Source organism: Paenibacillus camelliae (genome assembly GCF_023715345.1).
Lineage (GTDB): Bacteria > Bacillota > Bacilli > Paenibacillales > Paenibacillaceae > Pristimantibacillus > Pristimantibacillus camelliae.
This window is the reverse complement of record NZ_JAMBNY010000002.1, coordinates 292,257-314,917: the sequence shown is the minus strand read 5'-3', so window position 1 is coordinate 314,917 and position 22,661 is coordinate 292,257. Positions and strand designations below refer to the sequence as shown.

At 43.0% G+C, this 22,661-nt stretch carries 29 protein-coding genes; 26 read left to right on the top strand and 3 right to left on the bottom strand.

What is annotated here, in order from left to right; translation table 11 throughout:
* Window positions 1-14: 14 nt before the first annotated feature.
* The 4 genes from M3180_RS07625 to mntR all read left to right on the top strand — a co-directional run bounded on the left by M3180_RS07625 (window position 15) and on the right by mntR (window position 3,342).
* Window positions 15-800 (top strand): metal ABC transporter ATP-binding protein, encoded by a 786-nt coding sequence (locus M3180_RS07625; RefSeq protein ID WP_251666707.1) that lies wholly within the window; start codon window positions 15-17, stop codon window positions 798-800.
* Between the two features lie 4 nt (window positions 801-804).
* The gene (locus M3180_RS07620; protein WP_251666706.1) at window positions 805-1,614 is read left to right on the top strand and encodes a metal ABC transporter permease; all 810 of its coding nucleotides are present in this window, start codon (window positions 805-807) and stop codon (window positions 1,612-1,614) included.
* 24 nt (window positions 1,615-1,638) lie between these two features.
* A complete protein-coding gene (locus M3180_RS07615; protein ID WP_251666705.1) occupies window positions 1,639-2,352 on the top strand; it encodes a cytochrome c biogenesis CcdA family protein in 714 nt (237 codons plus the stop codon).
* A 567-nt stretch (window positions 2,353-2,919) separates the two neighbouring features.
* On the top strand, window positions 2,920-3,342 hold the full coding sequence (gene mntR, locus M3180_RS07610; protein WP_251666704.1) for a transcriptional regulator MntR: 423 nt from the start codon (window positions 2,920-2,922) through the stop codon (window positions 3,340-3,342).
* An 83-nt stretch (window positions 3,343-3,425) separates the two neighbouring features.
* On the opposite strand, the gene M3180_RS07605 is transcribed toward mntR, so the two are convergent.
* Window positions 3,426-3,731, bottom strand: coding sequence for a hypothetical protein (locus M3180_RS07605; RefSeq protein ID WP_251666703.1), 306 nt, complete (start codon window positions 3,729-3,731; stop codon window positions 3,426-3,428).
* Between the two features lie 18 nt (window positions 3,732-3,749).
* A complete protein-coding gene (locus M3180_RS07600; RefSeq protein WP_432806912.1) occupies window positions 3,750-4,676 on the bottom strand; it encodes a DUF1385 domain-containing protein in 927 nt (308 codons plus the stop codon).
* Window positions 4,677-4,890: 214 nt separating this feature from the next.
* On the opposite strand from M3180_RS07600, the gene M3180_RS07595 reads away from it, so the two are divergent.
* The 5 genes from M3180_RS07595 to M3180_RS07575 all read left to right on the top strand — a co-directional run bounded on the left by M3180_RS07595 (window position 4,891) and on the right by M3180_RS07575 (window position 8,985).
* On the top strand, window positions 4,891-5,388 hold the full coding sequence (locus M3180_RS07595) for a YqhR family membrane protein (RefSeq protein WP_251666701.1): 498 nt from the start codon (window positions 4,891-4,893) through the stop codon (window positions 5,386-5,388).
* A gap of 94 nt (window positions 5,389-5,482) precedes the next feature.
* Window positions 5,483-5,920, top strand: coding sequence for a type II 3-dehydroquinate dehydratase (gene aroQ, locus M3180_RS07590; protein WP_251666700.1), 438 nt, complete (start codon window positions 5,483-5,485; stop codon window positions 5,918-5,920).
* A gap of 30 nt (window positions 5,921-5,950) precedes the next feature.
* Window positions 5,951-7,021, top strand: coding sequence for a M24 family metallopeptidase (locus tag M3180_RS07585; protein WP_285855650.1), 1,071 nt, complete (start codon window positions 5,951-5,953; stop codon window positions 7,019-7,021).
* A gap of 31 nt (window positions 7,022-7,052) precedes the next feature.
* The gene (efp, locus tag M3180_RS07580) at window positions 7,053-7,610 is read left to right on the top strand and encodes an elongation factor P (RefSeq protein WP_251666699.1); all 558 of its coding nucleotides are present in this window, start codon (window positions 7,053-7,055) and stop codon (window positions 7,608-7,610) included.
* Between the two features lie 121 nt (window positions 7,611-7,731).
* Window positions 7,732-8,985: an aspartate kinase gene (locus M3180_RS07575; RefSeq protein WP_251666698.1), complete on the top strand. Its 1,254-nt coding sequence runs from the start codon at window positions 7,732-7,734 to the stop codon at window positions 8,983-8,985.
* Between the two features lie 83 nt (window positions 8,986-9,068).
* Here the strand turns inward: M3180_RS07575 and M3180_RS07570 are convergent, their stop codons facing one another.
* Window positions 9,069-9,794, bottom strand: a complete 726-nt coding sequence (locus M3180_RS07570) for a 2-phosphosulfolactate phosphatase (protein ID WP_251666697.1) — start codon at window positions 9,792-9,794, stop codon at window positions 9,069-9,071.
* 185 nt (window positions 9,795-9,979) lie between these two features.
* On the opposite strand from M3180_RS07570, the gene spoIIIAA reads away from it, so the two are divergent.
* The 17 genes from spoIIIAA (at window position 9,980) to xseB (ending at window position 22,661) form a co-directional block, all read left to right on the top strand.
* On the top strand, window positions 9,980-10,972 hold the full coding sequence (gene spoIIIAA, locus M3180_RS07565; protein WP_251666696.1) for a stage III sporulation protein AA: 993 nt from the start codon (window positions 9,980-9,982) through the stop codon (window positions 10,970-10,972).
* A gap of 34 nt (window positions 10,973-11,006) precedes the next feature.
* Complete coding sequence (gene spoIIIAB / locus M3180_RS07560) at window positions 11,007-11,546, top strand: stage III sporulation protein SpoIIIAB (RefSeq protein ID WP_251666695.1); 540 nt, start codon at window positions 11,007-11,009, stop codon at window positions 11,544-11,546.
* A 17-nt stretch (window positions 11,547-11,563) separates the two neighbouring features.
* Window positions 11,564-11,761, top strand: a complete 198-nt coding sequence (gene spoIIIAC, locus M3180_RS07555; protein WP_251666694.1) for a stage III sporulation protein AC — start codon at window positions 11,564-11,566, stop codon at window positions 11,759-11,761.
* Between the two features lie 9 nt (window positions 11,762-11,770).
* Window positions 11,771-12,169 (top strand): stage III sporulation protein AD, encoded by a 399-nt coding sequence (gene spoIIIAD, locus M3180_RS07550; RefSeq protein WP_251666693.1) that lies wholly within the window; start codon window positions 11,771-11,773, stop codon window positions 12,167-12,169.
* A gap of 10 nt (window positions 12,170-12,179) precedes the next feature.
* Complete coding sequence (spoIIIAE, locus tag M3180_RS07545; RefSeq protein ID WP_251666692.1) at window positions 12,180-13,385, top strand: stage III sporulation protein AE; 1,206 nt, start codon at window positions 12,180-12,182, stop codon at window positions 13,383-13,385.
* Window positions 13,386-13,400: 15 nt separating this feature from the next.
* The gene (gene spoIIIAF, locus M3180_RS07540; RefSeq protein WP_251666691.1) at window positions 13,401-14,147 is read left to right on the top strand and encodes a stage III sporulation protein AF; all 747 of its coding nucleotides are present in this window, start codon (window positions 13,401-13,403) and stop codon (window positions 14,145-14,147) included.
* Window positions 14,148-14,179: 32 nt separating this feature from the next.
* Entirely contained in the window at window positions 14,180-14,812 is a 633-nt protein-coding gene (gene spoIIIAG / locus M3180_RS07535; RefSeq protein ID WP_251666690.1) for a stage III sporulation protein AG, read from the top strand.
* Window positions 14,813-14,834: 22 nt separating this feature from the next.
* On the top strand, window positions 14,835-15,455 hold the full coding sequence (locus tag M3180_RS07530; RefSeq protein WP_251666689.1) for a SpoIIIAH-like family protein: 621 nt from the start codon (window positions 14,835-14,837) through the stop codon (window positions 15,453-15,455).
* Between the two features lie 352 nt (window positions 15,456-15,807).
* A complete protein-coding gene (gene accB / locus M3180_RS07525; RefSeq protein WP_251666688.1) occupies window positions 15,808-16,302 on the top strand; it encodes an acetyl-CoA carboxylase biotin carboxyl carrier protein in 495 nt (164 codons plus the stop codon).
* A 41-nt stretch (window positions 16,303-16,343) separates the two neighbouring features.
* Window positions 16,344-17,699: an acetyl-CoA carboxylase biotin carboxylase subunit gene (gene accC, locus M3180_RS07520; protein WP_251666687.1), complete on the top strand. Its 1,356-nt coding sequence runs from the start codon at window positions 16,344-16,346 to the stop codon at window positions 17,697-17,699.
* A gap of 114 nt (window positions 17,700-17,813) precedes the next feature.
* On the top strand, window positions 17,814-18,218 hold the full coding sequence (locus M3180_RS07515; RefSeq protein WP_251666686.1) for an Asp23/Gls24 family envelope stress response protein: 405 nt from the start codon (window positions 17,814-17,816) through the stop codon (window positions 18,216-18,218).
* An 82-nt stretch (window positions 18,219-18,300) separates the two neighbouring features.
* Complete coding sequence (amaP, locus tag M3180_RS07510; protein WP_251666685.1) at window positions 18,301-18,858, top strand: alkaline shock response membrane anchor protein AmaP; 558 nt, start codon at window positions 18,301-18,303, stop codon at window positions 18,856-18,858.
* A 14-nt stretch (window positions 18,859-18,872) separates the two neighbouring features.
* Window positions 18,873-19,103 (top strand): DUF2273 domain-containing protein, encoded by a 231-nt coding sequence (locus M3180_RS07505; protein ID WP_251666684.1) that lies wholly within the window; start codon window positions 18,873-18,875, stop codon window positions 19,101-19,103.
* A 558-nt stretch (window positions 19,104-19,661) separates the two neighbouring features.
* Complete coding sequence (gene nusB / locus M3180_RS07500; RefSeq protein WP_251666683.1) at window positions 19,662-20,102, top strand: transcription antitermination factor NusB; 441 nt, start codon at window positions 19,662-19,664, stop codon at window positions 20,100-20,102.
* A 99-nt stretch (window positions 20,103-20,201) separates the two neighbouring features.
* Window positions 20,202-21,056: a bifunctional methylenetetrahydrofolate dehydrogenase/methenyltetrahydrofolate cyclohydrolase FolD gene (gene folD, locus M3180_RS07495; protein WP_251666682.1), complete on the top strand. Its 855-nt coding sequence runs from the start codon at window positions 20,202-20,204 to the stop codon at window positions 21,054-21,056.
* A gap of 7 nt (window positions 21,057-21,063) precedes the next feature.
* Complete coding sequence (xseA, locus tag M3180_RS07490; RefSeq protein ID WP_349774469.1) at window positions 21,064-22,416, top strand: exodeoxyribonuclease VII large subunit; 1,353 nt, start codon at window positions 21,064-21,066, stop codon at window positions 22,414-22,416.
* Window positions 22,413-22,661, top strand: coding sequence for an exodeoxyribonuclease VII small subunit (gene xseB / locus M3180_RS07485; RefSeq protein ID WP_251666681.1), 249 nt, complete (start codon window positions 22,413-22,415; stop codon window positions 22,659-22,661). The genes xseA and xseB overlap by 4 nt, the downstream gene beginning before the upstream one ends.

The following is a 22,661-nucleotide window of genomic DNA, read 5'->3' as shown; positions in this document are numbered from 1 at the left end:
TGAAGGAGGATGTTATGAATATAGGAACAGAGGCATGTCATCGCGACATTATAACCGTCGATTCGGTTTCTTTCTCCTATCAGCAGCGTGATGTATTTAAGAATGTTAGCTTTAGCGTTATGGAACGGGATTTTATTGGATTAATCGGAACCAATGGTGCTGGTAAAACGACGATGCTTCGAATCATCGTTGGATTACTCAAGCCGACGTCTGGCGAGGTTAGGTTGTTCGGTGAACCGATCTCACAATTTAAGGCGTGGGATCGAATCGGCTACGTACCTCAAAGAAACAATCTTAATCCTTTGTTTCCAGCGACTGTGAAAGAGGTTGTCTTGTCGGGACTGTCAGGAAAGCGTAAATGGTTCGGACGTCATTCACGCGAGGACTACCAGAAGTGTGATGATGCACTTATGGCGATGGGAGTAGAGGATCTTGCTGAAAAACGAATCGGTCAGCTTTCTGGGGGACAACAGCAGCGTGTATTTCTAGCTCGTGCACTTATTAATACCCCGTCGCTGCTTATACTAGATGAGCCGACCGTTGGCATTGACTATGAAACGCAGGAAAGCTTCTTTCATATGATTAAACATATGCACCAGCATCATAATATGACGTTTTTAATGGTCTCGCATGATATGGAAATGATAAAAGGCTACTTAGGTGAAAGCCCCGCTTCAACTGCAGGGAAGCTGAACTTCTATATAAGACATTCCCATGAAACACAAGATTGTATTGAAGACAATTTAGCACATAGTCTGAAGCATTTACGCTCTCAGATGGAAAGTCAGAAAGAAGGTTAAGCGCTTGGACATAATTATGAGTGGTTTTTTTCAGCGTGCATTAATTGGAGGAATGCTGATAGGTATTACTGCTCCGTTAATGGGCATTTTCCTAGTATTGCGAAGACTGTCCATGATCGGTGATACGTTAAGCCATGCGGCAATTGCTGGAGTCGCCTTAGGGTTTGTTATCGGTGATTTCCCAATATTGTTCGGTCTTATCTTTGCATTGCTTGCATCCTTTGCGATTGAAAAATTACGTAAATCGTATAAATCATATGCCGAGCTTTCATTGGCTATTATTATGTCTGGAGGAATTGCGCTTGCATCTATATTCTTCACTCTAGGCAGAGATTTAAGCATGGATGCAAATAGCTTTTTATTCGGATTTATTTATACGTTAACACCAATTGATCTGTGGACGATGCTGGGCGTTACGGTGGCCGTTCTATTAATTGTAGGAAAGCATTTGCATGGTCTGTTTCTTATTACATTTGACGAAGAAGCTGCCTCAGTTAGTGGAATGCCTGTCAGCTATTACAATATACTTATTAGTGTACTAACTGCGTTAGTTATTAGCATTTCGATTAAAATTGTCGGCGGATTACTGGTCTCCGCATTATTGACGATACCTGCTGCTTGCAGTCTGTTGCTTGCAAAAAGCTTTAAGCAAAGTATTATGATCGTTGTGCTTGTAGGTGAAGTTGCAGTGATATGCGGATTACTAATCGCTGGGGTTTGGAATTTGGCGGCTGGAGGCACGATTGTGTTAGTGCTGATCGCATTTTTGCTGCTTATTTTACTCGGTCGAAATATTTTTTCACGTATTGCCTAATTATGTAGATATGAGGTGAACGAAGTGAATGAGATCACGCTATGGATTGCCTTGGCAGCTGGAGTTGCCTCGTTTATCTCTCCATGCTGCTTGCCGCTCTATCCGTCCTACCTGTCTTACATTACGGGGATATCGGTAGCTGAATTAACCAATACAGAAAAGAACAGAAAAAGCCGTTGGCTAATGGTTAGTCATACATTCTTTTTTATACTAGGCTTTAGTACGATCTATTACGCTTTAGGCTATGGTACAAATGCATTCAGTGAGTTTTTTAGCGAGTATCAGGATCTAATCCGAATGCTGTCAGCAATTTTAGTCGTTTTAATGGGACTTTTTCTTCTTGGAATTTTTCAACCACAGCTACTTTTAAAGGATACAAGATTTAACTTGATTCCTAAAAAGACAAGCTACCTTGGCTCGTATCTTTTTGGAATCGGGTTTTCTGCTGGATGGACACCATGTATGGGGCCAGCGCTTGCGGCTATTATCAGTATGGCGGCAGTAGAGCCTGGCACTTGGTTCTCGTTAACGACGGCTTATTCGCTAGGCTTTGCTATTCCATTCTTCGTTATGGCATTCTTCTTGGGGCAAGCTCGTTGGCTGTTAAAGTATTCGGCACGTGTAATGAAAATAGGCGGGGCAGTTATGATTCTAATGGGGATTTTACTGTTTACGGATCAGATGACGAGAATTACGGTTTGGCTAAATATGATTACACCGGAATGGCTGAAGTTCTAGGATGTGGTGCTTTGCTCGAACGTAGCAATAAGCAAAGAAGCTTACATATGTAATTCGCTGGAGCATTTTGTTTTGTTTACACATACGCTGCGCATCGTTGCTTGGCTCCAAGCGGCTTTTGTTCTCGGATTTTTTTAAACTTATACCGAGTGGTAAAAATCCTCGAACAAGGCCGCCCGCTGGCGCTTTTCCGCCAAGCACCGCTGCTCCGCTTGATGTAGAGCTTGAGTGAGTGAGTACAGGGAAGCTGTGTGAGTCTTGCTTTGCTCAAGCAAAGCAGGATTGGTGGGGTAATTGTGGGTGTCTCAATGAAGCTGACCCTCAGCGGAGGAAGAAAGAGAATCTGGAAAACGAAGTGGCTCGCCTTTAAGACCTGATTCAACAATTTATAAGTTTTATGAATCAGGTTTTAAACGCGAGTGTCAGAACTCTTTGTTCCGGAGCGTTTAACTGGTTACAGTATCCAGCTTTTTCCTACAAAAAGTTGCAGTTTTATACAGTATAAGTGTATGATAGATCAAGTGACACCAACACAACGGTGATGAAGCAATGATGGGGGGTTCTTCAATGCCCACTCCGAGCATGGAAGACTACTTGGAACGAATTTATAAGCTTATGGAAGAAAAAGGATATGCTCGTGTATCGGATATTGCAGAAGGTTTGTCCGTACATCCTTCTTCTGTGACCAAGATGATTCAGAAGCTAGACAAGGATAATTATTTAATCTATGAGAAGTATCGTGGATTGATTTTAACACCCAAAGGTAAGAAAATGGGCAAACGGTTGATGGAACGACATCAGCTGCTAGAGGCTTTTTTAACAACGATTGGTGTACAGGATGAAAATATATATCATGATGTTGAAGGCATCGAGCATCATTTAAGCTGGGACTCTATTACATGTATTGAATCTTTAGTAGAATATTTCCGAAGAGATGCTACGAGATTGGAAGAGCTGCAGCAAATTCGTAAGGAAATGGATACAGAATAATGGCATAGGTAGTCATAGACTTAATTGCAGCAAAAAGCCGAGCGATACAATCGCTCGGCTTTTTGCTGTGAAGGCTGATGCTTTTAGTGGTAACGTGGTGTGTCGCTATCGTCTCTTCCGCCCTCAATGACTTTAAAAGGTACCGTTTTTGAACGAGGGCGCTCCTTTTTTGCTTTGCTTTGTCTTACGGCGCTTTGATACGTACCGCGAGTTTTTGACTCTTTGCTAAGGAAAGCAGGAGGCCGTTTAAGGAAGTAAAAGATTAATCCGAATAGCACGATTGGAATAATGATAAACATTTTGTTATCCTGCCATGTTTGGATAATACCAATCAATATCAGTAAAGCTATCAGTGTTAGGACAATGTAGCTGATCACTTTGGATCTCATGCTGCGTTGCTCCTTTCCTTACGATGGTTGAATCGTACCGTTAGCATTTTGCTTTTCTAATTCTAGCATACGATTAAATGAAGCAATTGATACTTCGACTTGATCATTTTGTGGCTCTTTTGTTGTTAACAGCTGTAGCCAAAGACCAGGAAAGCCTAGAAAGCGTAAAACAGGAATATCACGTACAGCATTCGTCGCACGTAGTACCTCATAGGAAACACCTAATACAACTGGCAGTAGTACAATACGAATCCATATCCGTTCCCAGATGGAATCCCAAGTAAAGAATGGCATGGAATAGATGACTACACCGATAATGACCGTGAAAATAATAAAGCTTGAGCCGCAGCGATAATGCAGTCTGCTGAAGCGCTGCACATTTTCTACAGTAAGCTCAACTCCAGCTTCATAAGCTGAGATGACTTTATGCTCGGCACCATGGTATTGAAACAACCGTTTAATAATCGGTGTTAGTGTCATTAGGTATAAATAAACAAGTAGAAAAATAATTTTGATAAGTCCTTCAAGTAAATTATGAGCAACTTTATTCGTAAAAAGATTACTGAATAGCAGCTCCTCTACCGCAGCAGGTGCTGCAGTGAAAATCAGCTTACCGAAAATAAAGGAAAGCACCCCGATGGCAGCTACGCTGAAAATCATCGTCAAATCCCATTTTCCTTCTTTTTTCTTTGCCTTCTCAAGCTCCTTGTTGCGTTCCTCCTCGGTCATATCCTCCATCTCGTCCTCAGCGTATTTATCTGCAGAGAAGTTAAGATGCACGGAGCCCTTCGCACTGGATTCAACTATGCCTACGACACCTCGTACTAAAGGTATCTTTTTGAGCTTTTGTACCCAAGGTATCGTCGTTTTAGGTACTTCGAGATATTCTATTTCATTATTTTTGCGTCGAACAGCAGTAACGTTGACTGTTTTTCCGGCGAACATAACCCCTTCAATAACAGCTTGACCACCATATATATTACGAGAATTGTCTGACAAGTATAAATCTCCTTCCCCTTAATGCTTGCTTTCGCTTCTATAGCTTTATTGTACTTGATTTTATGGCAGATGGAAAGCCAACGACACGGATAAGGCTAGCGCATCTTGTTTATACTACCATTACAGCTTGCTATAAGAATGAAGGGAGGCCATATTCGTAATGAATAAATTTATCTTTAAAAATTTGCAGCAAACAGGTGTGACAAAGCCGCTTCCATTTGCCTTGAAAATCGGTTTTTTTGCAGGACTCATATGGGGAGCTTTAAGGCTAATTGCGTACTATTGTAATTTCACCAACCAGCCTGCAGCATTTCTAATTAAGATGTGGATTGCAGAAGATCAGCTGAATACGCCATTCGCTCATACGGTTGGTACGATATCCTTTATCATCTTTTCGATGCTTGCATCATTTATTTATATGTGGTTCTTTAGAACGCTGGAAGGACCATGGCCTGGTATATGGTATGGACTTGGATGGTGGGGATTGCTTTTCGGTCTTGGGCCTATACTTGGCTTTACGAAGCTCACAACGAACGTTACATTTACAATCGCCGCAACAGATTTTTGCTTCTTTATTATTTGGGGGATGTTCATAGGCTATTCGATAGCTTTCGAATTTACAGATGAAGCTTCACGTGAGCCTGCTAGCTCTACGTAAGCTTGAACTTGCACTTCTCAAACTGCATGGATTGTGGTAAAATGTCAAAGGCTTATCGTATGAGCTAAGATATGCAAGTTGGGAGGTGCTGGACATGCATCGAATCGAAGTGCTTAATGGACCGAATTTGAATATGCTGGGCATTCGCGAGCCAGGCGTTTACGGCAGTCAATCGCTTTCTGCAATTGAAGAAATGCTGACGCAAAAGGCTAAGGAGCTAGGCGTGCAGCTTAACTTTTTCCAAACTAATCATGAAGGTGAAATGATCGATCGTATACACGCTGCACATGGTCAAGCAGCCGGAATTATTATTAATCCTGGTGCTTGGACGCATTATAGCTATGCGATTCGGGATGCACTTCAAGCAGTATCACTTCCCGTAGTAGAGGTACACCTTTCGAATATACATAAAAGAGAGGCCTTCAGACACCATTCCGTTGTTGCTCCGATTGCAATTGGACAAATTGCAGGATTTGGGCCAACAGGTTATTGGTTAGCGCTACAAGCACTAATTGCTCAGCTTGAGCAGTAGAATTGAAGTTATTCGAAAGAAGGGATTAAGATGATAATGAATAGAGTAGAGAAGCTGCAACAAATGCTTTCGGAAAAGCAGCTTGAAGCAATCATCATCGACAGCCCCATCAATCGCCGCTATTTAAGCGGATTTACCGGCTCGGCAGGCACTTTGCTTATTACTTTAGAGCAAAGCTATTTGCTGACTGACTTTCGCTACGAAACACAAGCGGTAGATCAGGCAGCTGGCTTCCAGGTAAGTATATATGCAACGCAGCCTTTCGATGAGCTGAAAAGCTTATTCGGTAAGCATGGTATTACTCGTGTTGCGTTTGAGCAGGATATCGTTTCCTTCGCTCAGTATAAACGCTATGAAGCAGCTTTTCATGGAGTGGAGCTAGTCGGAACTTCAGGTCTTGTGGAGCAGCTTCGTGAGATTAAAGATGATCAGGAAATTAGCGTTATTCAAGAAGCAGCTACACTTGCTGATCAAACCTTCGCCCATATCTTAAACTACATAAAACCGGGCGTAAGAGAGCTGGATATTGCTCTTGAAATCGAAATGTTTATGCGCGCTAATGGTGCGACAAGCACGTCATTTGATACGATTGTTGCCTCTGGAGAGCGTTCGGCCTTACCTCACGGTGTTGCGAGTGAACGTGTAATTGGCAATAATGAATTCGTAAAGCTTGATTTTGGCGCATATTATAAAGGCTATTGCTCTGATATTACGAGAACTGTTTTCGTAGGCCAACCCACGCAGAAGCACCTCGAGATTTATAATATTGTACTTGAGGCACAGCTTTATGCACTTGAACATATCAAGGCAGGCATGACAGGGCTAGAAGCAGATGCATGTTGCAGAGACATCATTACAAACTACGGTTATGGTGATCGATTTGGACATAGTACAGGTCACGGTATAGGGATGGAAATCCATGAAGCACCGCGGCTATCTCGCTTGAGCGATACATTGTTAACACCCGGAATGACGGTTACAGTAGAGCCTGGTATTTATCTCCCTGGTTTTGGTGGAGTGAGAATCGAGGATGATATCGTAATTACTCAAACCGGCAATCAAATATTAACCTCATCGCCGAAAGAGCTTATTCTTCTGTGATTTGGAACTTATTCTCAGGAGGGAATCATTAATGATTTCAGTAAACGATTTTAAAACGGGTTTGACAATTGAATTTGATGGAGACATTTTTACAGTATTAGAGTTTCAGCACGTAAAGCCTGGTAAAGGTGCAGCGTTTGTACGCTCTAAACTTAAAAATCTTCGTAACGGTAACACAGTGGAAAAAACATTCCGTGCTGGTGAAACATTGAGCCGCGCAATGATTGAAAATCGTGAAGTTCAATATTTGTACAGCGCTGGTAATGAATATACATTTATGGATAACGAAACTTACGATCAGTTTACTCTATCGGAAGAACAGCTTGAATGGGAGCTTAACTTCTTGAAGGAAAATATGAACGTTAATATTACAAGCTATCAAGGTGAAATTCTTGGTATCCAACTGCCTAACAACGTTGAGTTGAAAGTTATCGAGACTGAACCAGGTGTTAAAGGTAACACTGCACAGGGTGCTACGAAAAACGCGAAGGTAGAAACAGGTCTTAACGTTCAAGTTCCATTGTTCATTAACGAAGACGATGTATTACTGATCGATACACGTGAAGGTAAATACATCTCACGTGCTTAAATGATCTAGAAGCTGCTTGAACAACTCAAGCGGCTTTTTTATATGTAGCAGTATTCTTTTGCAGCAATGGGTGATATAATATATAACCGTATGCATATGTCAAGGTTGGGAGTGAGCAGCTTTGTCTTTGATCGTGATGAAATTCGGTGGTAGTTCTGTAGGAACTCCAGAGAGAATGCAACGTGTTGCACAACGAATCATTGATAGACAACAGGAAGGTAATAAAATTGTTGTAGTTGTATCTGCTATGGGAGATACGACAGATGATCTAATTGATCAATCAAAAACGTTAAATCCAAATCCAACGGCTCGTGAAATGGATATGCTTTTAACAGTGGGTGAGCAAATTTCAATTGCGTTATTGTCTATGACAATACAAGCTGCTGGTGGCAAGGCGATGTCCTTCACTGGTTGGCAAGCAGGTATGAAAACAGATTCAGTGCACGGCAAAGCTAAGATTGCCGATATACAGCCTGATCGCTTAATTAGCGCGCTAGATTCTGGTCATGTTGCTGTTGTAGCTGGTTTTCAGGGTGCTAGTGAAGATGGAGAAATTACTACTTTAGGTCGTGGTGGCTCTGATACAACGGCTGTTGCTCTTGCTGCAGCTATTGGTGCAGATCTGTGTGAAATTTATACCGATGTTGATGGTGTATATACAACTGACCCACGCGTCGTTAAAAATGCACGTAAGCTTAATGAGATCTCTTATGATGAAATGCTTGAGCTTGCCCATCTTGGTGCGGCAGTGCTGCATCCACGTGCAGTAGAGTATGCAAAGCATCATAATGTTCAATTGGTCGTTCGTTCAAGCTTTACGAACAACGTAGGTACTAGCGTGAAGGAGGAAGCGGTTATGGAACAGGGCGTAGCGGTTCGTGGCATAGCCTTTGAGAAAAACGTAGCAAGAATTACAATCATTGGCGTTGAAGATATTCCTGGTGTACTTGCCAACGTGTTTGGTGCACTTGCTGATAATGGCATTGATGTTGATATTATTGTACAAAGCGGTGTGCAAAACGGTAAAGCTGACTTTGCGTTTACAGTAGCTGGAGATGTGAAGGAAAATGCATTGACTGTCATTGAGGGCCTAAAAGATAAGGTACCTTATCAGGAAGTAATCTCTGAGGGTAATCTAGTAAAAGTATCCATTGTTGGAGCAGGTATGGTCAGCAATCCTGGCGTTGCGGCTAAGATGTTCTCTACTATTTCTTCACTAGGTGTAAGTATTAATATGGTAAGTACATCTGAAATTAAAGTATCTTGTGTGATCGCATCCGACAAACTTAACGAGGTTGTCGTTGCATTACACTCAGCATATGGCCTTGATGCCAATGAGCAAGTATTCGTTGGCGGTCCTTCTGAACGTCGGTAATCATTTGTTCATTATACAAAGACCCGTCCATGCTAGGGAGCTTTCCTAGTAGAGGACGGGTTTTTTGTTTTAGAAATTAACTTTTAAGTGTTAACTGGATATGAAACAATGGCACCGTTATGAAGATATGGAACGACCGTTGTTCGATTGATCTGGATACAATCGTTAATGTCAGCTTCTAAACCGATGGCTTGCAAATGCTTTCCAGAAAAACCGTTCCTCAGCGTAGTTGTTTGTTGATGCTTTGTATGCTCATATAGTGATAGCATGGCATACCCAAAATCATTCATGCTAAGCGGGCTATTTGAATAATCCTTCTGTAGCTTAGCAATTAATGCCCCCGCACAAAAACCATCCTCCAAAGTAAATTGATCCTGACTACCTGCACATATTAAAACAAGATCTCTTTCCGTTTGCATAGCAGCATCGATACATGCATCTGCGTTCGTTAAGCTAGCAATAAACAATTCTGCTGCACGCATCGAGCGGATGATCGCTCGTGTTCCATCCGTTGTCGTAAGAATGATACGTTTATCGCATACAATAGAATTGCGATATTCGTTTGGTGAATTTCCAAGATCAAATCCGGAGATACGCTTACAGAACCGTTCTCCCCCTAATAGATCACTACTCTTCGCAATTGCTTTTGCCTCCATAATGGTCTCTACCGGCAGTACGCACCTGGCACCAGCCTCTATAGCAGCGATGATCGTTGACGCCGTTCTCATCACATCAATAACAATTGCAGTTTTTCCAATTAATTGTGCTTGATGCACGTTGCTTGCATTCGAAATGACCTGAACTCGCATACGTAGACCTTCTTTCTTGGATACATTAAGTACGTTATGCAAATAAAGCTAGGCAGGTGCTCATTTTGAGAGAGCTGTAATTTTCATCTAGTAAGCTATCATTCAATAAAATTTTGGGATATTTTCGGAAAGACAAGCATAGACTTGTATCGTCAACAGCAAAATTCAAGGAGTGACTCCGAGCTATGCTAGACCATATCATTCACATTTTGCCATATGAATTGAAGACTATTGTCAATCAGCTATCGCAGCATATTAAAAATAGCTTGGAGGAAATTAGAATTCGAGAGAATCGCCCATTAGAAATTTCACATCACGGCAGCTTTCATTATGTTACAGAGAAGGGGAAAACGGTACTCGATTCTAGACAAGCCTATCATCCAACACAAGAGCAATGCCGAAAGCTTCTTGAGAGAATTACGAATTACTCCCTATACGCAATGGAGGAGGAGCTGCGAAGAGGCTACATCACCATTGCGGGAGGTCATCGGATTGGTATTGCAGGCCGAACGATTTTGGAGGGTGGGCATGTTCGAGGCATCCGAGATATCGGTGGTTTTAATATACGAATAGCGAGAGAGGTTCTTGGTGCATCTAAGCAGCTACTACCTAAGCTATTCGGAGGCCCCTCTGATAGCTTGCAATCCACACTTATTATTTCGCCTCCACAGCAAGGGAAGACGACGCTTCTGCGAGATCTGGCCAGAGCGTTAAGCTATGGAGATTATCGAAAGCATGCGATGAAAGTGGCGATTGTAGATGAACGCTCAGAAATTGCAGCTTGCGTCAGAGGGATTCCTTCCTTTGACGTCGGTCCAAGAACAGACGTGATGGATGCATGTCCAAAAGCAGAAGGAATGATGATGCTCCTGCGTTCCATGTCTCCTGAGGTAATCATTGTGGATGAGATCGGGAGAGTTGAGGATGCTGTCGCCATTCGCGAGGCAGCACATTGCGGTGTAAAGGTTATCGCTACAGCTCATGCCTACAATATTCAAGAAGCGTTTGGTCGAAGTGAAATTAGAACGCTGCTCCAGGAAAGAGCATTTGGCAGCGTTGTCGAGCTAAAGCGTAATGAACAAGGCTTTATGCACCGGATCATATCTGTCGATCGAATGCTGGAGCAGAATCGGCAAAACCATGGATTTTTCTCATTAACGAAGAAAGCAGGCTCTTAGAAAAGCGAGGTGAATTGCATGCGTATCATGCCGAATGATCGTACAGACCTCAGTCATGCTTAAGCTTTTCGGTGCTGTACTCATTATATTAGCAGGTACAGCGATAGGATTTGTACAAGCAGCATCCTATGTAAATCGAAGCAAGCAGCTTCGTCTACTTATCTACTCACTGCAAAGGCTTGAAACAGAAATTAATTATGGACAAACCTTTTTACCGACGGCCCTTATTAAAAGCAGTGAAGGAATGGAACAGCCGCTAAGTAAAATTTTTACGGAGACCGCTCAGCTTCTCGAGGACTCCAAGGAGCTATCGATGCAGGAAGCCTGGCAGCAAACCATAGAAAACGTATGGGGGCATACAGCTCTGAGGCAGCGTGAAAAGGATGTGTTGCTTAGAATGGGGACGGTGCTTGGGATGAGCGATGCTGAGGATCAGCAGAAGCATCTACAGCTTGCACAGCTTCAATTGAAGAGTGAAGAGGAGCAGGCAGTGATGGAGCAGCAGCGTTACGCCAATATGTGGCGAAGCCTTGGTACATTGGGCGCGATATTAATCGTCATCTTGATGGTATAGAGGGTTGGAGGGTAAATATGGAGATTACAGCAATATTTCAAATTGCCGGCGTTGGAATTATTATTGCGATCATGCATACGGTGTTGAAGCAGATGGGTAAGGAAGATATTGCTCATTGGATTACGTTACTAGGCTTTGTGATCGGAATATTTATGGTCATAGATGTCATTGCTCAGCTTTTTCAGGAGATAAAATCGATCTTTTTATTCCAGTAGGTGAATGCAGTGGAAATCATCCAAATCGTAGGCATAGGCATAATCGCTGCGCTGCTCGTCATTATCGTCAGAGAGCAAAAGCCGCAGTTTGCATTTCTTATTACACTATTTACTGGTGTCTTTTTATTTCTACTCGTCATCGGAAAGATCGGTGCAGTCATTGAAGTCATTAATGAGCTCGCCAATCGATCAGGCATCCCTGATGTTTATCTGAAAACAATATTGAAAATCATCGGTATTGCCTATGTGGCAGAGTTCGGCGCACAAATGGTGCGAGATGCTGGGCAGGAAAGCATCGCTTCCAAAATTGAATTCGCCGGTAAAATTTTTATACTCGTGCTGGCTATTCCAATTATCAATGTCATTATCGAAACTTTGCTTTCGCTTCTGCCGCTCGGAAGCAGCTAGGAGGTTGTAAATGAAGCAGTTGATCTGGAAAAGCCTCCTCCTATTGTTTATTTTGCTGCAATGGCCAACCGTTGCTGCTGAAGCTTCCTCTCCCGAAGCGGAAGGGGCACAGGATATGAGCAGCAAGTGGATTCAACAGCAGGTAGACGCGCTTGAAACTGACTCCATCGAGCAATATTGGAATGACCTTGGTAGAGAATATGCGCAGTACTTTCCAGGACAGGAGCTGCCGTCTATTACGGACATGATGTTTACGGACGATCAGCAGAGTGCCTTCAGTGGCTGGGGGATTATTAAAGGCTTTATCAGGTTTTTTCTAGAGGAAATTATATATAACGGTAAGCTTTTACTCATTATCGTCATGCTCTCCATATTCAGTATGATGCTGGAGACGCTGCAGTCAGCCTTTGAGAAGAAGTCGATTAGTAAAATCGCCTACTCGATCATTTTTATCGTACTCGTAACGATCGCCATTAACAGCTTTATGGTGGCAATGGATTTCGCGAAGGAAGCAATCGAGAAGATGATCACCTTTATGCTTGCGATGGTACCGCTTCTACTGACGCTGCTCGCTTCGATGGGTGGAGTGGTTACAGTGTCCGTTATGCATCCGCTCATCATCTTTATGATTCACATGGTCGGATCATTGATCTATCTCGTCGTGTTTCCCTTGCTATTCTTTTCGGCGGTGCTTCATATCGTCAGTGCTATAACGGATCGATTTAAGCTTACTCAGCTTGCGAATATGCTAAGAAATATCGCAGTTACCGTGCTTGGTATATTGTTAACGGTATTTCTAGGTGTCATATCTGTCCAAGGCGCAACAAGCTCAATAACAGACGGCGTCGCACTCAGAACGGCGAAATTCGTGACAGGTAATTTTGTTCCGGTCGTCGGAAAAATGTTCTCTGATGCTGCAGATACGATTATATCTGCATCACTTGTCGCAAAAAATGCGGTGGGTATAGCTGGCGTAACGATATTACTCGTCATCTGTGCTTTTCCAGCGATAAAAATTGTGGCGCTGGCCTTAATCTATCATTTATCTGGAGCCATCATGCAGCCGCTAGGAGACTCGCCCATTGCGGCATGTCTGCAAACGATAGGTAAAACGATGCTATATGTGTTCGCTGCCTTAGCTGCAGTAAGTCTAATGTTTTTCTTAGCTATTACTATCATTATTACAGCAGGAAATGCAACAGTCATGATTCGTTAAGGAGGTGAGGAGAATGTGTTAGCTTGGCTAGGTGAATGGCTATCGAGTATCGTTGTTGTCGTCTTGCTTGCAATTGTTGTAGAGCTTGTCCTGCCTAATAGTAAGATGCTGCGCTACTCTAGACTGGTAGTGGGTCTCATTCTCATGCTGACGATGCTTAATCCTATTTTACAAATTTTCCAAAGTGACTTTCACGATAAGCTTACGGCAAGCTTCTCTCTATGGGAAAAGTCACTGGCATCAAGGGAGCGAGCAATCCCCTCCATTGACGAAATTACAAAGCAAGCAGAACAGCTAAAGGAAGTAAGACAAGAGGCTGCAGTTGATATGACACGCTCAAGTCTAGAGCAAGCCATTCTACAGGAAATTAGGACGAAGACAGAAGCCAAGGTAGAAGCGGTTAATCTCGAGTTTGGCTGGGATAAGAAGCTTGACGGACAACAAGTACCGCATATCGCTTCTGTTACGGTCAAGCTGAAGATGACAGCAGATCAGCAGCAACATGCAGAGCAACGAGATTCAGAGAAAGAAGAAGTCATTGTAGATGCAATTAACGAGGTATCCATTCCAGTTGTTAGTGTAGAACTGAATGAGCAAGAAGCAGACCACAATTCTGCAGCTTCATCCGAACAAGTATTGCAGGATGGTCTGAATAATGAACAGCTAAGTGCGCTATTTAACGTACAAGCACATGAAATTCGACAAATTATTACAGCTGGATGGAATGTAAAAGCGGATCATGTTTTCGTACAAGCAAGCTAGCAGCACAGTATAAATGAGGAGGAGAGCAAATTGTGAGTAATTGGTATTCCAGTTTTGAAAAAATAATCGGTGGAGGACCTGGCGGGAAAAAGCGTATCACTGTAGTACGGATGCTTATTATTGTCGGGGCCGTCGGGATTTTTTTCATGCTCATTCAATCCTACCTCCCCTTCAAGCGCATTGAAACGATGGACACCTTGCCTGATCCTGCACTGAGCAGCGAGGAGGTTTTCAAAAGTGGACAATCATCAAGCAGCAGTCCATTTGAGAGCATCGAGACAACACTAGAAGAACGGTTGAAGGAGATGCTTGAAAAAATGGTCGGTGTCGGCAGAGTTGATGTCATGATCACTGTGGAATCAACAGAAGAGAAGGTTGTGGAGCGCAACATGAGCAGCAGTGAAAATACAACCGACGAAACTGATCGCAATGGCGGGAAACGACATATTACGACTGTCACCTCTGATGGGCAGGTCGTGCTGTATCAAGCAAGTGATGGTCAGCAGCCGCTCATAACAAAAGTCATTAATCCTCGTATTCGCGGAGTGCTCATTGTAGCTGAAGGAGCTGAAGATGCTGCTGTACGGAAATTGATTATACAAGCAGTTGAAAAGGGAATGAATGTTGTTCCAACTCGGATCTCCGTAGTGCCGAGTAAACAATAATTAAATTAATGGAGGGTTCTCTATGAACACAAAAAGACAAACAATTTGGCTAGTTTCCATGCTCAGCTTAATGGTTATTTTATCGGCGTATTACTTATTCACGCAAGACATTGGCAGTGATGAGAAGCTAACGGATGCGACACATATGGAAAATACAGCTAAGGTGAATTCACCACTGGATATCAACTCAACGGTAGCAAGTGGTACAGAGGATAGCGGCAATTATACAATTAGTGATGTAGATCAAGATGTGCTTAGCCAGCTAGAAGCGGAAGGCTACTTCAATAACAACAGCAAGATTAGCGAGCTGATGACAAAGCGTGAAAACCAGCTTCAGGAAAAGGACAATCAAATTATGTCAGTTCTTGCGGATGTATCAGCTGATACTGATCGCTCACTAGAAGCACTTGAAGAAATGGCAATGCTGGAGCAAAAGATGGAGAAAATTACTCAGCTTGAAAGCGACTTAAAGGATACGTATGATATCGCCATTATTTCTCAAGAGGTGAATGACAAATATAAGGTTGTCGTTACAAGTGATACGCTTGAGAAAAAGCAAGCAGCTGAAATTATCGCACAGGTGATTGAAGAGCTTGAGGTGCGGCCGGAACAGGTCTCCGTACAATTCATAGCCAACCCTTAAAAGTGGTAGGTTCAATCGTCCGACTTTGATGACGATGTAACGCGTTGTAGTGAACTCGGCGGCGAATATGGAGCCCTAGCGAAAACTCCGTTGCTCACGTACCTAAACCGTACGCTGCGCTACTCGTTTTCTACTAGTGCTCCATCTTCTTGGTCCTGAAAGCCGAACTACGTCCAAACTTTGATGACGATGTAAAAAAGTTTTTTCGATAGTGACAAAGGAAATAACTCCCCTATGAGCGAATATATCGCTTGTATTGGAGTTATTTTACGTTACTTAAAAAATAATTCGTGTTATGGTAAGAATGTGTTATAATGTTTAACGTTATGTGAAAAAAGGAGTGATAACGTTCATGTTTAAGTTGAGCGAGATTAAAGAGTTAATCAAATTAGTTGATCAAACTTCCGTTGAAGAGCTCGAAATTGAAAACGAGGGATCACGTCTCCATATTCGTAAGCCAGGTAAATCTGAAGTCGTTACGGTGCAGCCAGCTCCAGTTATGCATACATATACACAACCAGCTGCGGTACCCGTACAGGCTGCTCCACAACCAACTGCCGCAGTTCAAGAAGAAACAGCTGCTCCAGAGCAGTCAGCGGCAAACAATTATCATAAAATTACTTCACCTATGGTTGGAACGTTCTACAGCTCTCCATCACCTGATGCGGCTCCATTTGTAAAAGTTGGCGACCGTGTCAATACGAAGTCAGTAGTTTGTATTCTAGAAGCGATGAAGCTTATGAATGAACTAGAAGCAGAGGTTAATGGTGAAATCGTAGAAGTGTTAGTATCCAATGGTCAGTTGGTTGAGTTTGGTCAGCCATTGTTCCTTGTGAAAGCGGACTAGCCACTGTCGTGAATAGAAGGTTGAAAGGGGTTCTCATTAAAGTGAAATTCCAAAAAATTCTTATTGCGAATCGTGGGGAGATCGCGGTTCGAATCATACGAGCTTGTCGAGAGCTTGGTATTCAAACGGTAGCGGTATTCTCTGAGGCAGACCGGGATTCTTTGCATGTTAAGCTTGCGGATGAAGCTTATTGCATCGGACCAGTGGCATCTAAAGACAGCTATTTGAATTTGACGAATATTATGAGTGTGGCAACACTGACTGAATGTGACGCCATTCATCCAGGCTACGGCTTCTTAGCTGAAAATGCAGACTTTGCAGAGATTTGTGAGTCATGCAATATTACGTTTATCGGCCCATCGCCAGAAGCGATTAGCAAGATGGGGGATAAGGCGGTAGCGAAGCAAACGATGAAGGATGCGAATGTACCTGTTATTCCAGGCTCTGATGGTCTAATTGAAGATCTTGATGAAGCGATTATGATAGCACGTGATATTGGTTATCCAGTAATCATTAAAGCAACGGCTGGCGGCGGTGGTAAAGGGATTAGAATTGCTGAAGATGAAGCAAGTCTTATCGCTCAAATTACGACTGCACAACAAGAAGCTCAGAAGGCATTTGGTAATGGCGGTGTCTATCTTGAAAAGTTTTTAACAGGCATGAAGCACGTTGAGGTTCAAATTATGGCCGATAAGCATGGTAACGCTGTTCACCTGTTCGAGCGTGACTGCTCTGTGCAACGACGTCGTCAAAAGCTTATTGAAGAAGCGCCTTGCGCAACACTTACACCTGAGCTTCGTGAAGAAATGGGACAAGCGGCAGTCCGTGCAGCGCTTGCAGTTAACTATGCAGGTGCAGGAACCTTAGAGTTTTTGCTTGGCCCAGACAATAAGTTTTACTTTATGGAAATGAACACACGTATACAGGTTGAACATCCTGTTACTGAAATGATTACAAATGTAGATCTCATAAAAGAAATGATATCTGTCGCTGAAGGTAATCCGCTTTCCATCACGCAAGATGACTTGCAAATCAATGGTTGGTCCATTGAGTGCAGAATTAATGCGGAGGATTCAGAGCGTAATTTCATGCCGTCTGCAGGGAATATTCCATTTTATCTAGCTCCTGGTGGTAATGGTGTTCGTGTTGATAGTGCGGTATATCCTGGCTATACGATCTCGCCGCATTATGATTCCATGATTGCCAAATTAATTGTGTGGGGTTCTACGCGCGAGGAAGCAATTTCCCGCATGAAACGAGCACTGCATGAATTTGCAATTGAAGGTATTAAAACAACGATACCTTTCCATTTGAAGGTATTAGATCACGAGAAATTCGTTAGTGGTGATTTTGATATTAAATTTCTTGAGGATCACGACATTAACGGAGCTTCTTAAAACAATCGGTACAAGTGTTTGTCATAAATGTTACGCAATGCTATAGTATAGAAATAAGTAACAAAGGTAAGCATGACCATATGCGTGTATTGATAATGTGGAGGTGTAACTAGCATGAATATGATCGCTGAATACGAAAAAACAGATATGGGCACCATTCAAATTGCTCCTGAGGTTATCGAAGTGATTGCTGGCCTTGCCACGATTGAAGTGGAAGGTATTGCTGGCATGAGCGGTGGACTTGCAGGTGGTATTGCCGAGCTTTTGGGTAAGAAAAATGTTGCCAAAGGTGTTAAGGTAGAGGTAGGTCAAAAAGAAGCAGCAGTTGATGTTTCCGTTATCGTTCAATACGGCTTTAAAATTCCAGAGGTTGCTAATCACGTACAAGAGAACATTAAGCGTTCTATTGAAATTATGACTGGCTTAACCGTTGTTGAAGTTAATGTTCACGTCCATGACGTGCATTTAAAGACCGAAGAAAAAGCAGACTCCGATGACCAGACACAACGTGTAAAGTAGGATAAGTAATATTAACCCCCTTGAAGCCTAAGCTTGCGCTCGGCGCAGGGGGTTGATTACGTTAGACGAGAGGATGAAGTTCTTGATCAGAGTTGTGGACAAATTATTATTGTTTTTGTACAGTATCATAATTGCTGTCATCTCTGTTGCTGCAGTCTGTATCGGATTTGAATGGATAACTGGAGCAATGGCGATTGATGCGATAGATAAGCTCTATAGTAATGGTAGCCTTCAATTAACAATTATTATAATAGGAATCGTACTGTTTCTAATCAGTCTTCGTTTCTTTATTGTCTCACTCTCTCGAGGTGCGATCTCTTCCCAATCCGTTGATCAGCGTACTGAATATGGTGATATTCGAATTTCCATCGAAACAATGGAGAACTTAGCTCTAAAGGCTGCAATGAAGCAGCGCGGAGTAAAGGATCTACGTGCTCGTGTTCATGCAACGGACGCTGGTATGAATATTGTACTTAGAACTGTCGTTGACGGTGAGGTTGCAATTCCTCAATTGACTGAGGATGTGCAAAAAAATGTGAAAAGCTATGTCGAGGAAATTACAGGTATACCAGTAACGAACGTTTCCGTGTATATTGCCAATATCATTCAAACCAACACGATAAAAAGTCGTGTTGAGTAGAGGTGAGTCTATCAATGTGGAAAGAGATTTGGAGTCAGTATTGGAAGCGAATCGTTGGTGCAGGAACTGGCTTGTTTTTTGGTATTATATATTTAGCATTTGGATTTTGGGATATGCTATTCATAGCCCTACTTGTCGGAGCGGGGTATTGGTACGGTAAGCAGAAGGAATTTGCCAATGGCTCGATTTTTCCGTGGGGGCGCATATGGGAATCAATCACAAAGTTGTTTAGGCCGTACCGTTAATATGATCTCCTCCGTGCTACGTAATTAGAGGATAGGATGGTTCAAAGATCCGAAGTTGATTACGATGTATAGTGTTGAAGCTTAGTCGGCATCGAATATGTCACGCTAGCGAAAGCTGCGGTGCTCACGTACCAAAAACGTACGTTGCGCTCCTCGTTTTCTACTATCGGCCATCTTCTTGGTACTGAACCTCGAACCCTTGAACCTTTATTGGAAGAGGATGGTTCAAAGATCCGAAGTTGATTACGATGTATAGCGTTGAAGCTTCGTCGACGGCGAATATGTCACGCTAGCGAAAGCTGCGGTGCTTACGTACCAAAGACGTACGTTGCGCTCCTCGTTATCTACTATCGTGCCATCTTCTTGGTACTGAACCTCGAACCTTTGAACCTATATTGGAAGAGGTTGGTTCAAAGATCCAAAGTTGATTACGATGTATAGCGTTGAAGCTTCGTCGGACTCGAATCTTGGACCAACCAAATGAATGGAGCTACATTCGCAGCAGGGATGAGATCATATGAAGTTGATAAGCAATAAGGCATAAGTCATGGAGGATACATGAAACGAAGATTAGCAAGAGAAATGGTTATATCAAGCTTATACAGTATTGAGCTGAACGAGGTGCAGGCCTACGAGGCACTGCAAGGCGTTATTGATGAGGTTATGAACGATAACGAGGTAACTGAAAAGTTCAGCGACGAGACGACAAACGAATTTGCGCGTAAGCTGCTTATGGGTGTTGTGGAGAACCGAGCGGCAATTGACGATTTGTTAAAGGATTGCTTAACAGGCTGGCAAGTTGATCGATTGTCACGTGTAGATCGACAAATCCTTCGTTTGGCGTGCTTTGAGATGGTATTTAGCAAGGACGCTCCCCCGAAGGTAGCAGTGAACGAAGCGATTGAGCTCGCTAAGCATTATGGGACAGATGAATCTGGTAAGTTTGTCAATGGCGTACTCGCTAAACTATTGAAAAACCTTGATTCTACTAAAGCATAAGCTTGTCGCTTTTCATGGCGATAAGCTTCTTTATCTTTTGGTTGGATATTATACTATAGATTATTTTCATTTTTAATACATGTATAGGAGTGGTTCTTAATGTCAGCTCACATTATTGATGGGAAACAAATATCCGCAGCGATTCGAAGCGAAATGCAGGCCGAGGTAGCTGCCTTAAAGGAAAAAGGAATTACGCCAGGACTAGCTGTCGTTTTAGTCGGAGAGGATCCTGCAAGCAAGGTTTATGTTGGATCAAAGGAAAAAGCTTGTATTCAGCTTGGCATGTACTCAGAAGTGCATCGACTGCCTGAACAAACATCAGAGCAGGAGCTATTGGCACTTATCGATAAACTGAACAATCAAGCATCCATCAATGGCATATTGGTTCAATTACCATTACCTAAACATATTAACGAAAAGTCTGTTATCGACGCGATTAATGTACATAAAGATGTAGATGGCTTTCATCCTGAAAGCGTAGGTAATCTCGTTATTGGCGATGACAGCTTGCTGCCGTGTACACCAGCTGGTGTTATTGAGCTGATTAAGCGAAGTAACGTGGACATTGCTGGTAAGCATGCGGTCGTTGTCGGACGCAGTAACATTGTAGGGAAGCCTGTTGCAATGCTGCTTCTACGTGAAAATGCAACGGTTACGATCTGTCATTCTCGGACAGCAAATTTGCAAGAGGTTGTAAAGCAAGCAGATATTGTCGTTGTTGCAATCGGCAGAGCGAATGCAATCGATGCTTCATACATTAAACCAGGCGCTGTTGTAATTGACGTCGGCATTAATCGTCTAGAGAACGGCAAGCTGGCTGGTGACGTTGATTATGAAAGCTGTCTTGATACAGCTGGTTATATTACACCAGTGCCAGGTGGAGTTGGTCCCATGACCATTACCATGCTTATGAAAAACACAATTACTGCGGCTAAAAAAGCTAATGGGATGTGAGTAGGCAGTGAGATCCGAACCGCATGTTTATACGATTAAAGATATCAACAAATATATTCGTATGAAAATGGATAGTGATCATGTGCTGTCCGATGTATGGCTACGTGGTGAAATCTCAAATTTCACCCATCACTCTAGCGGCCATATGTATTTCACGCTAAAGGATAAAGACAGTCGTATAAAATGTGTGATGTTTGCCTCCCATAATGCTCGCTTGAGATTTATACCCAAGGAAGGTGCGAAAGTTCTAGCACAGGGTACGATTTCAGTTTATGAGCGAGATGGTGCCTACCAGTTTTATGCCAATGCGATGCAGCCTGATGGCCTAGGCAGCTTATATCTTGCCTATGAGCAATTAAAAGCAGAGCTTGAAGAGGAGGGGTTGTTTGCTGAGTCACGCAAACGTGCTCTTCCTCTTTTTCCACATACGGTAGGGGTAGTAACATCACCAACTGGTGCGGCTGTAAGAGATATTATTACAACGATAAAGCGCAGATTTCCAGCTGCTCACATCCTTCTTGCTCCCGTGCAAGTACAGGGGGAGCTTGCTGCACCTTCCATCGCCAAGGCCATCGCTGCGATGAATGCACATGGAGCATGTGATGTGCTGATTGTAGGTCGGGGTGGCGGCTCGATGGAAGAGCTGTGGGCCTTTAATGAAGAAATTGTTGTTCGAGCGATTGCTTCATCTGAAACGCCTGTCATTAGCGCTGTGGGACATGAAACGGACTTTACACTTTCTGACTTTGTAGCCGATGTTCGAGCTGCTACTCCGACAGCTGCAGCAGAGCTCGCAGTACCGCATGTTCAGGAGATGACAGCAGTTATTGAACGTTATCAGCAGCGTTTTGAGCATGCACTAAAGCGTCAGCTCGACTGGCGCAAAGAGCGATTAAAGCGTGTACAGCAAAGCTCTGTATTTTCGCAGCCAAAGCGAACCTTCTTAAAGCATGCAGAGCGTGTAGATTATTTACAGCTAATGCTGAGCAAGAGTTTAAAGCATGCGTTGCAGCACGGGCATTTAAAGCTATCACAAAGTCAAAGCAGGCTTGCTCGTTTGCACCCAGAGCAGCGTATTAAGCTATTGAATCGACAGGTCAACCATCTGCAGCATAGTATGAGTGAGCTGATGAACTCAATTGTTAAACAAAAGCGTCTACAGACGGTTTCCTATATTAAACAGCTTGATGCTCTGAGTCCGCTTAAGGTTATGGCTCGTGGTTACAGTCTAACCTATACGGAGGATGAGCAGCTGCTTAAGCAAGTCAATCAAGTGAAACGAGGCAGTTCGATCAAAGTTAAAATAATGGACGGCAGCTTGTACTGTACGGTCAATGATATAGAGGAGGAAAAGGAATGACTGAACTTGAAAATCTAAGCTTTGAACAGGCCTTAGAGCGTCTAGAAAATATTGTTGCTCAGCTGGAAAATGGCGATGTGCCGCTTGAACAAGCCATCGAGCTGTATCAAGAGGGTATGAAGCTTTCCAGCCTGTGTAACGGAAAACTGCAGCAGGTCGAAAGCAAGATTGAGATGCTAATACAAACGGAGCAGGGGTTGGCGACGAAGCCTTTTGCTGCCTCCCAATTGGACAAAGGAGAGTAG

Excerpts from the sequence above, each read along its gene's own strand:
- M3180_RS07515 (WP_251666686.1), top strand. The coding sequence starts at position 17,814 with ATGAATATGATCGCTGAATACGAAAAAACAGATATGGGCACCATTCAA.
- xseB (WP_251666681.1), top strand. The coding sequence starts at position 22,413 with ATGACTGAACTTGAAAATCTAAGCTTTGAACAGGCCTTAGAGCGTCTA.
- M3180_RS07505 (WP_251666684.1), top strand. The coding sequence starts at position 18,873 with ATGTGGAAAGAGATTTGGAGTCAGTATTGGAAGCGAATCGTTGGTGCA.
- efp (WP_251666699.1), top strand. The coding sequence starts at position 7,053 with ATGATTTCAGTAAACGATTTTAAAACGGGTTTGACAATTGAATTTGAT.
- spoIIIAE (WP_251666692.1), top strand. The coding sequence starts at position 12,180 with ATGAAGCAGTTGATCTGGAAAAGCCTCCTCCTATTGTTTATTTTGCTG.
- nusB (WP_251666683.1), top strand. The coding sequence starts at position 19,662 with ATGAAACGAAGATTAGCAAGAGAAATGGTTATATCAAGCTTATACAGT.
- M3180_RS07585 (WP_285855650.1), top strand. The coding sequence starts at position 5,951 with ATGATAATGAATAGAGTAGAGAAGCTGCAACAAATGCTTTCGGAAAAG.
- M3180_RS07600 (WP_432806912.1), bottom strand. The coding sequence starts at position 4,676 with ATGTTCGCCGGAAAAACAGTCAACGTTACTGCTGTTCGACGCAAAAAT.
- spoIIIAA (WP_251666696.1), top strand. The coding sequence starts at position 9,980 with ATGCTAGACCATATCATTCACATTTTGCCATATGAATTGAAGACTATT.
- aroQ (WP_251666700.1), top strand. The coding sequence starts at position 5,483 with ATGCATCGAATCGAAGTGCTTAATGGACCGAATTTGAATATGCTGGGC.
- M3180_RS07605 (WP_251666703.1), bottom strand. The coding sequence starts at position 3,731 with ATGAGATCCAAAGTGATCAGCTACATTGTCCTAACACTGATAGCTTTA.
- mntR (WP_251666704.1), top strand. The coding sequence starts at position 2,920 with ATGCCCACTCCGAGCATGGAAGACTACTTGGAACGAATTTATAAGCTT.
- M3180_RS07570 (WP_251666697.1), bottom strand. The coding sequence starts at position 9,794 with ATGCGAGTTCAGGTCATTTCGAATGCAAGCAACGTGCATCAAGCACAA.
- spoIIIAB (WP_251666695.1), top strand. The coding sequence starts at position 11,007 with ATGATCGTACAGACCTCAGTCATGCTTAAGCTTTTCGGTGCTGTACTC.
- folD (WP_251666682.1), top strand. The coding sequence starts at position 20,202 with ATGTCAGCTCACATTATTGATGGGAAACAAATATCCGCAGCGATTCGA.
- M3180_RS07625 (WP_251666707.1), top strand. The coding sequence starts at position 15 with ATGAATATAGGAACAGAGGCATGTCATCGCGACATTATAACCGTCGAT.
- M3180_RS07530 (WP_251666689.1), top strand. The coding sequence starts at position 14,835 with ATGAACACAAAAAGACAAACAATTTGGCTAGTTTCCATGCTCAGCTTA.
- M3180_RS07595 (WP_251666701.1), top strand. The coding sequence starts at position 4,891 with ATGAATAAATTTATCTTTAAAAATTTGCAGCAAACAGGTGTGACAAAG.
- accB (WP_251666688.1), top strand. The coding sequence starts at position 15,808 with ATGTTTAAGTTGAGCGAGATTAAAGAGTTAATCAAATTAGTTGATCAA.
- spoIIIAC (WP_251666694.1), top strand. The coding sequence starts at position 11,564 with ATGGAGATTACAGCAATATTTCAAATTGCCGGCGTTGGAATTATTATT.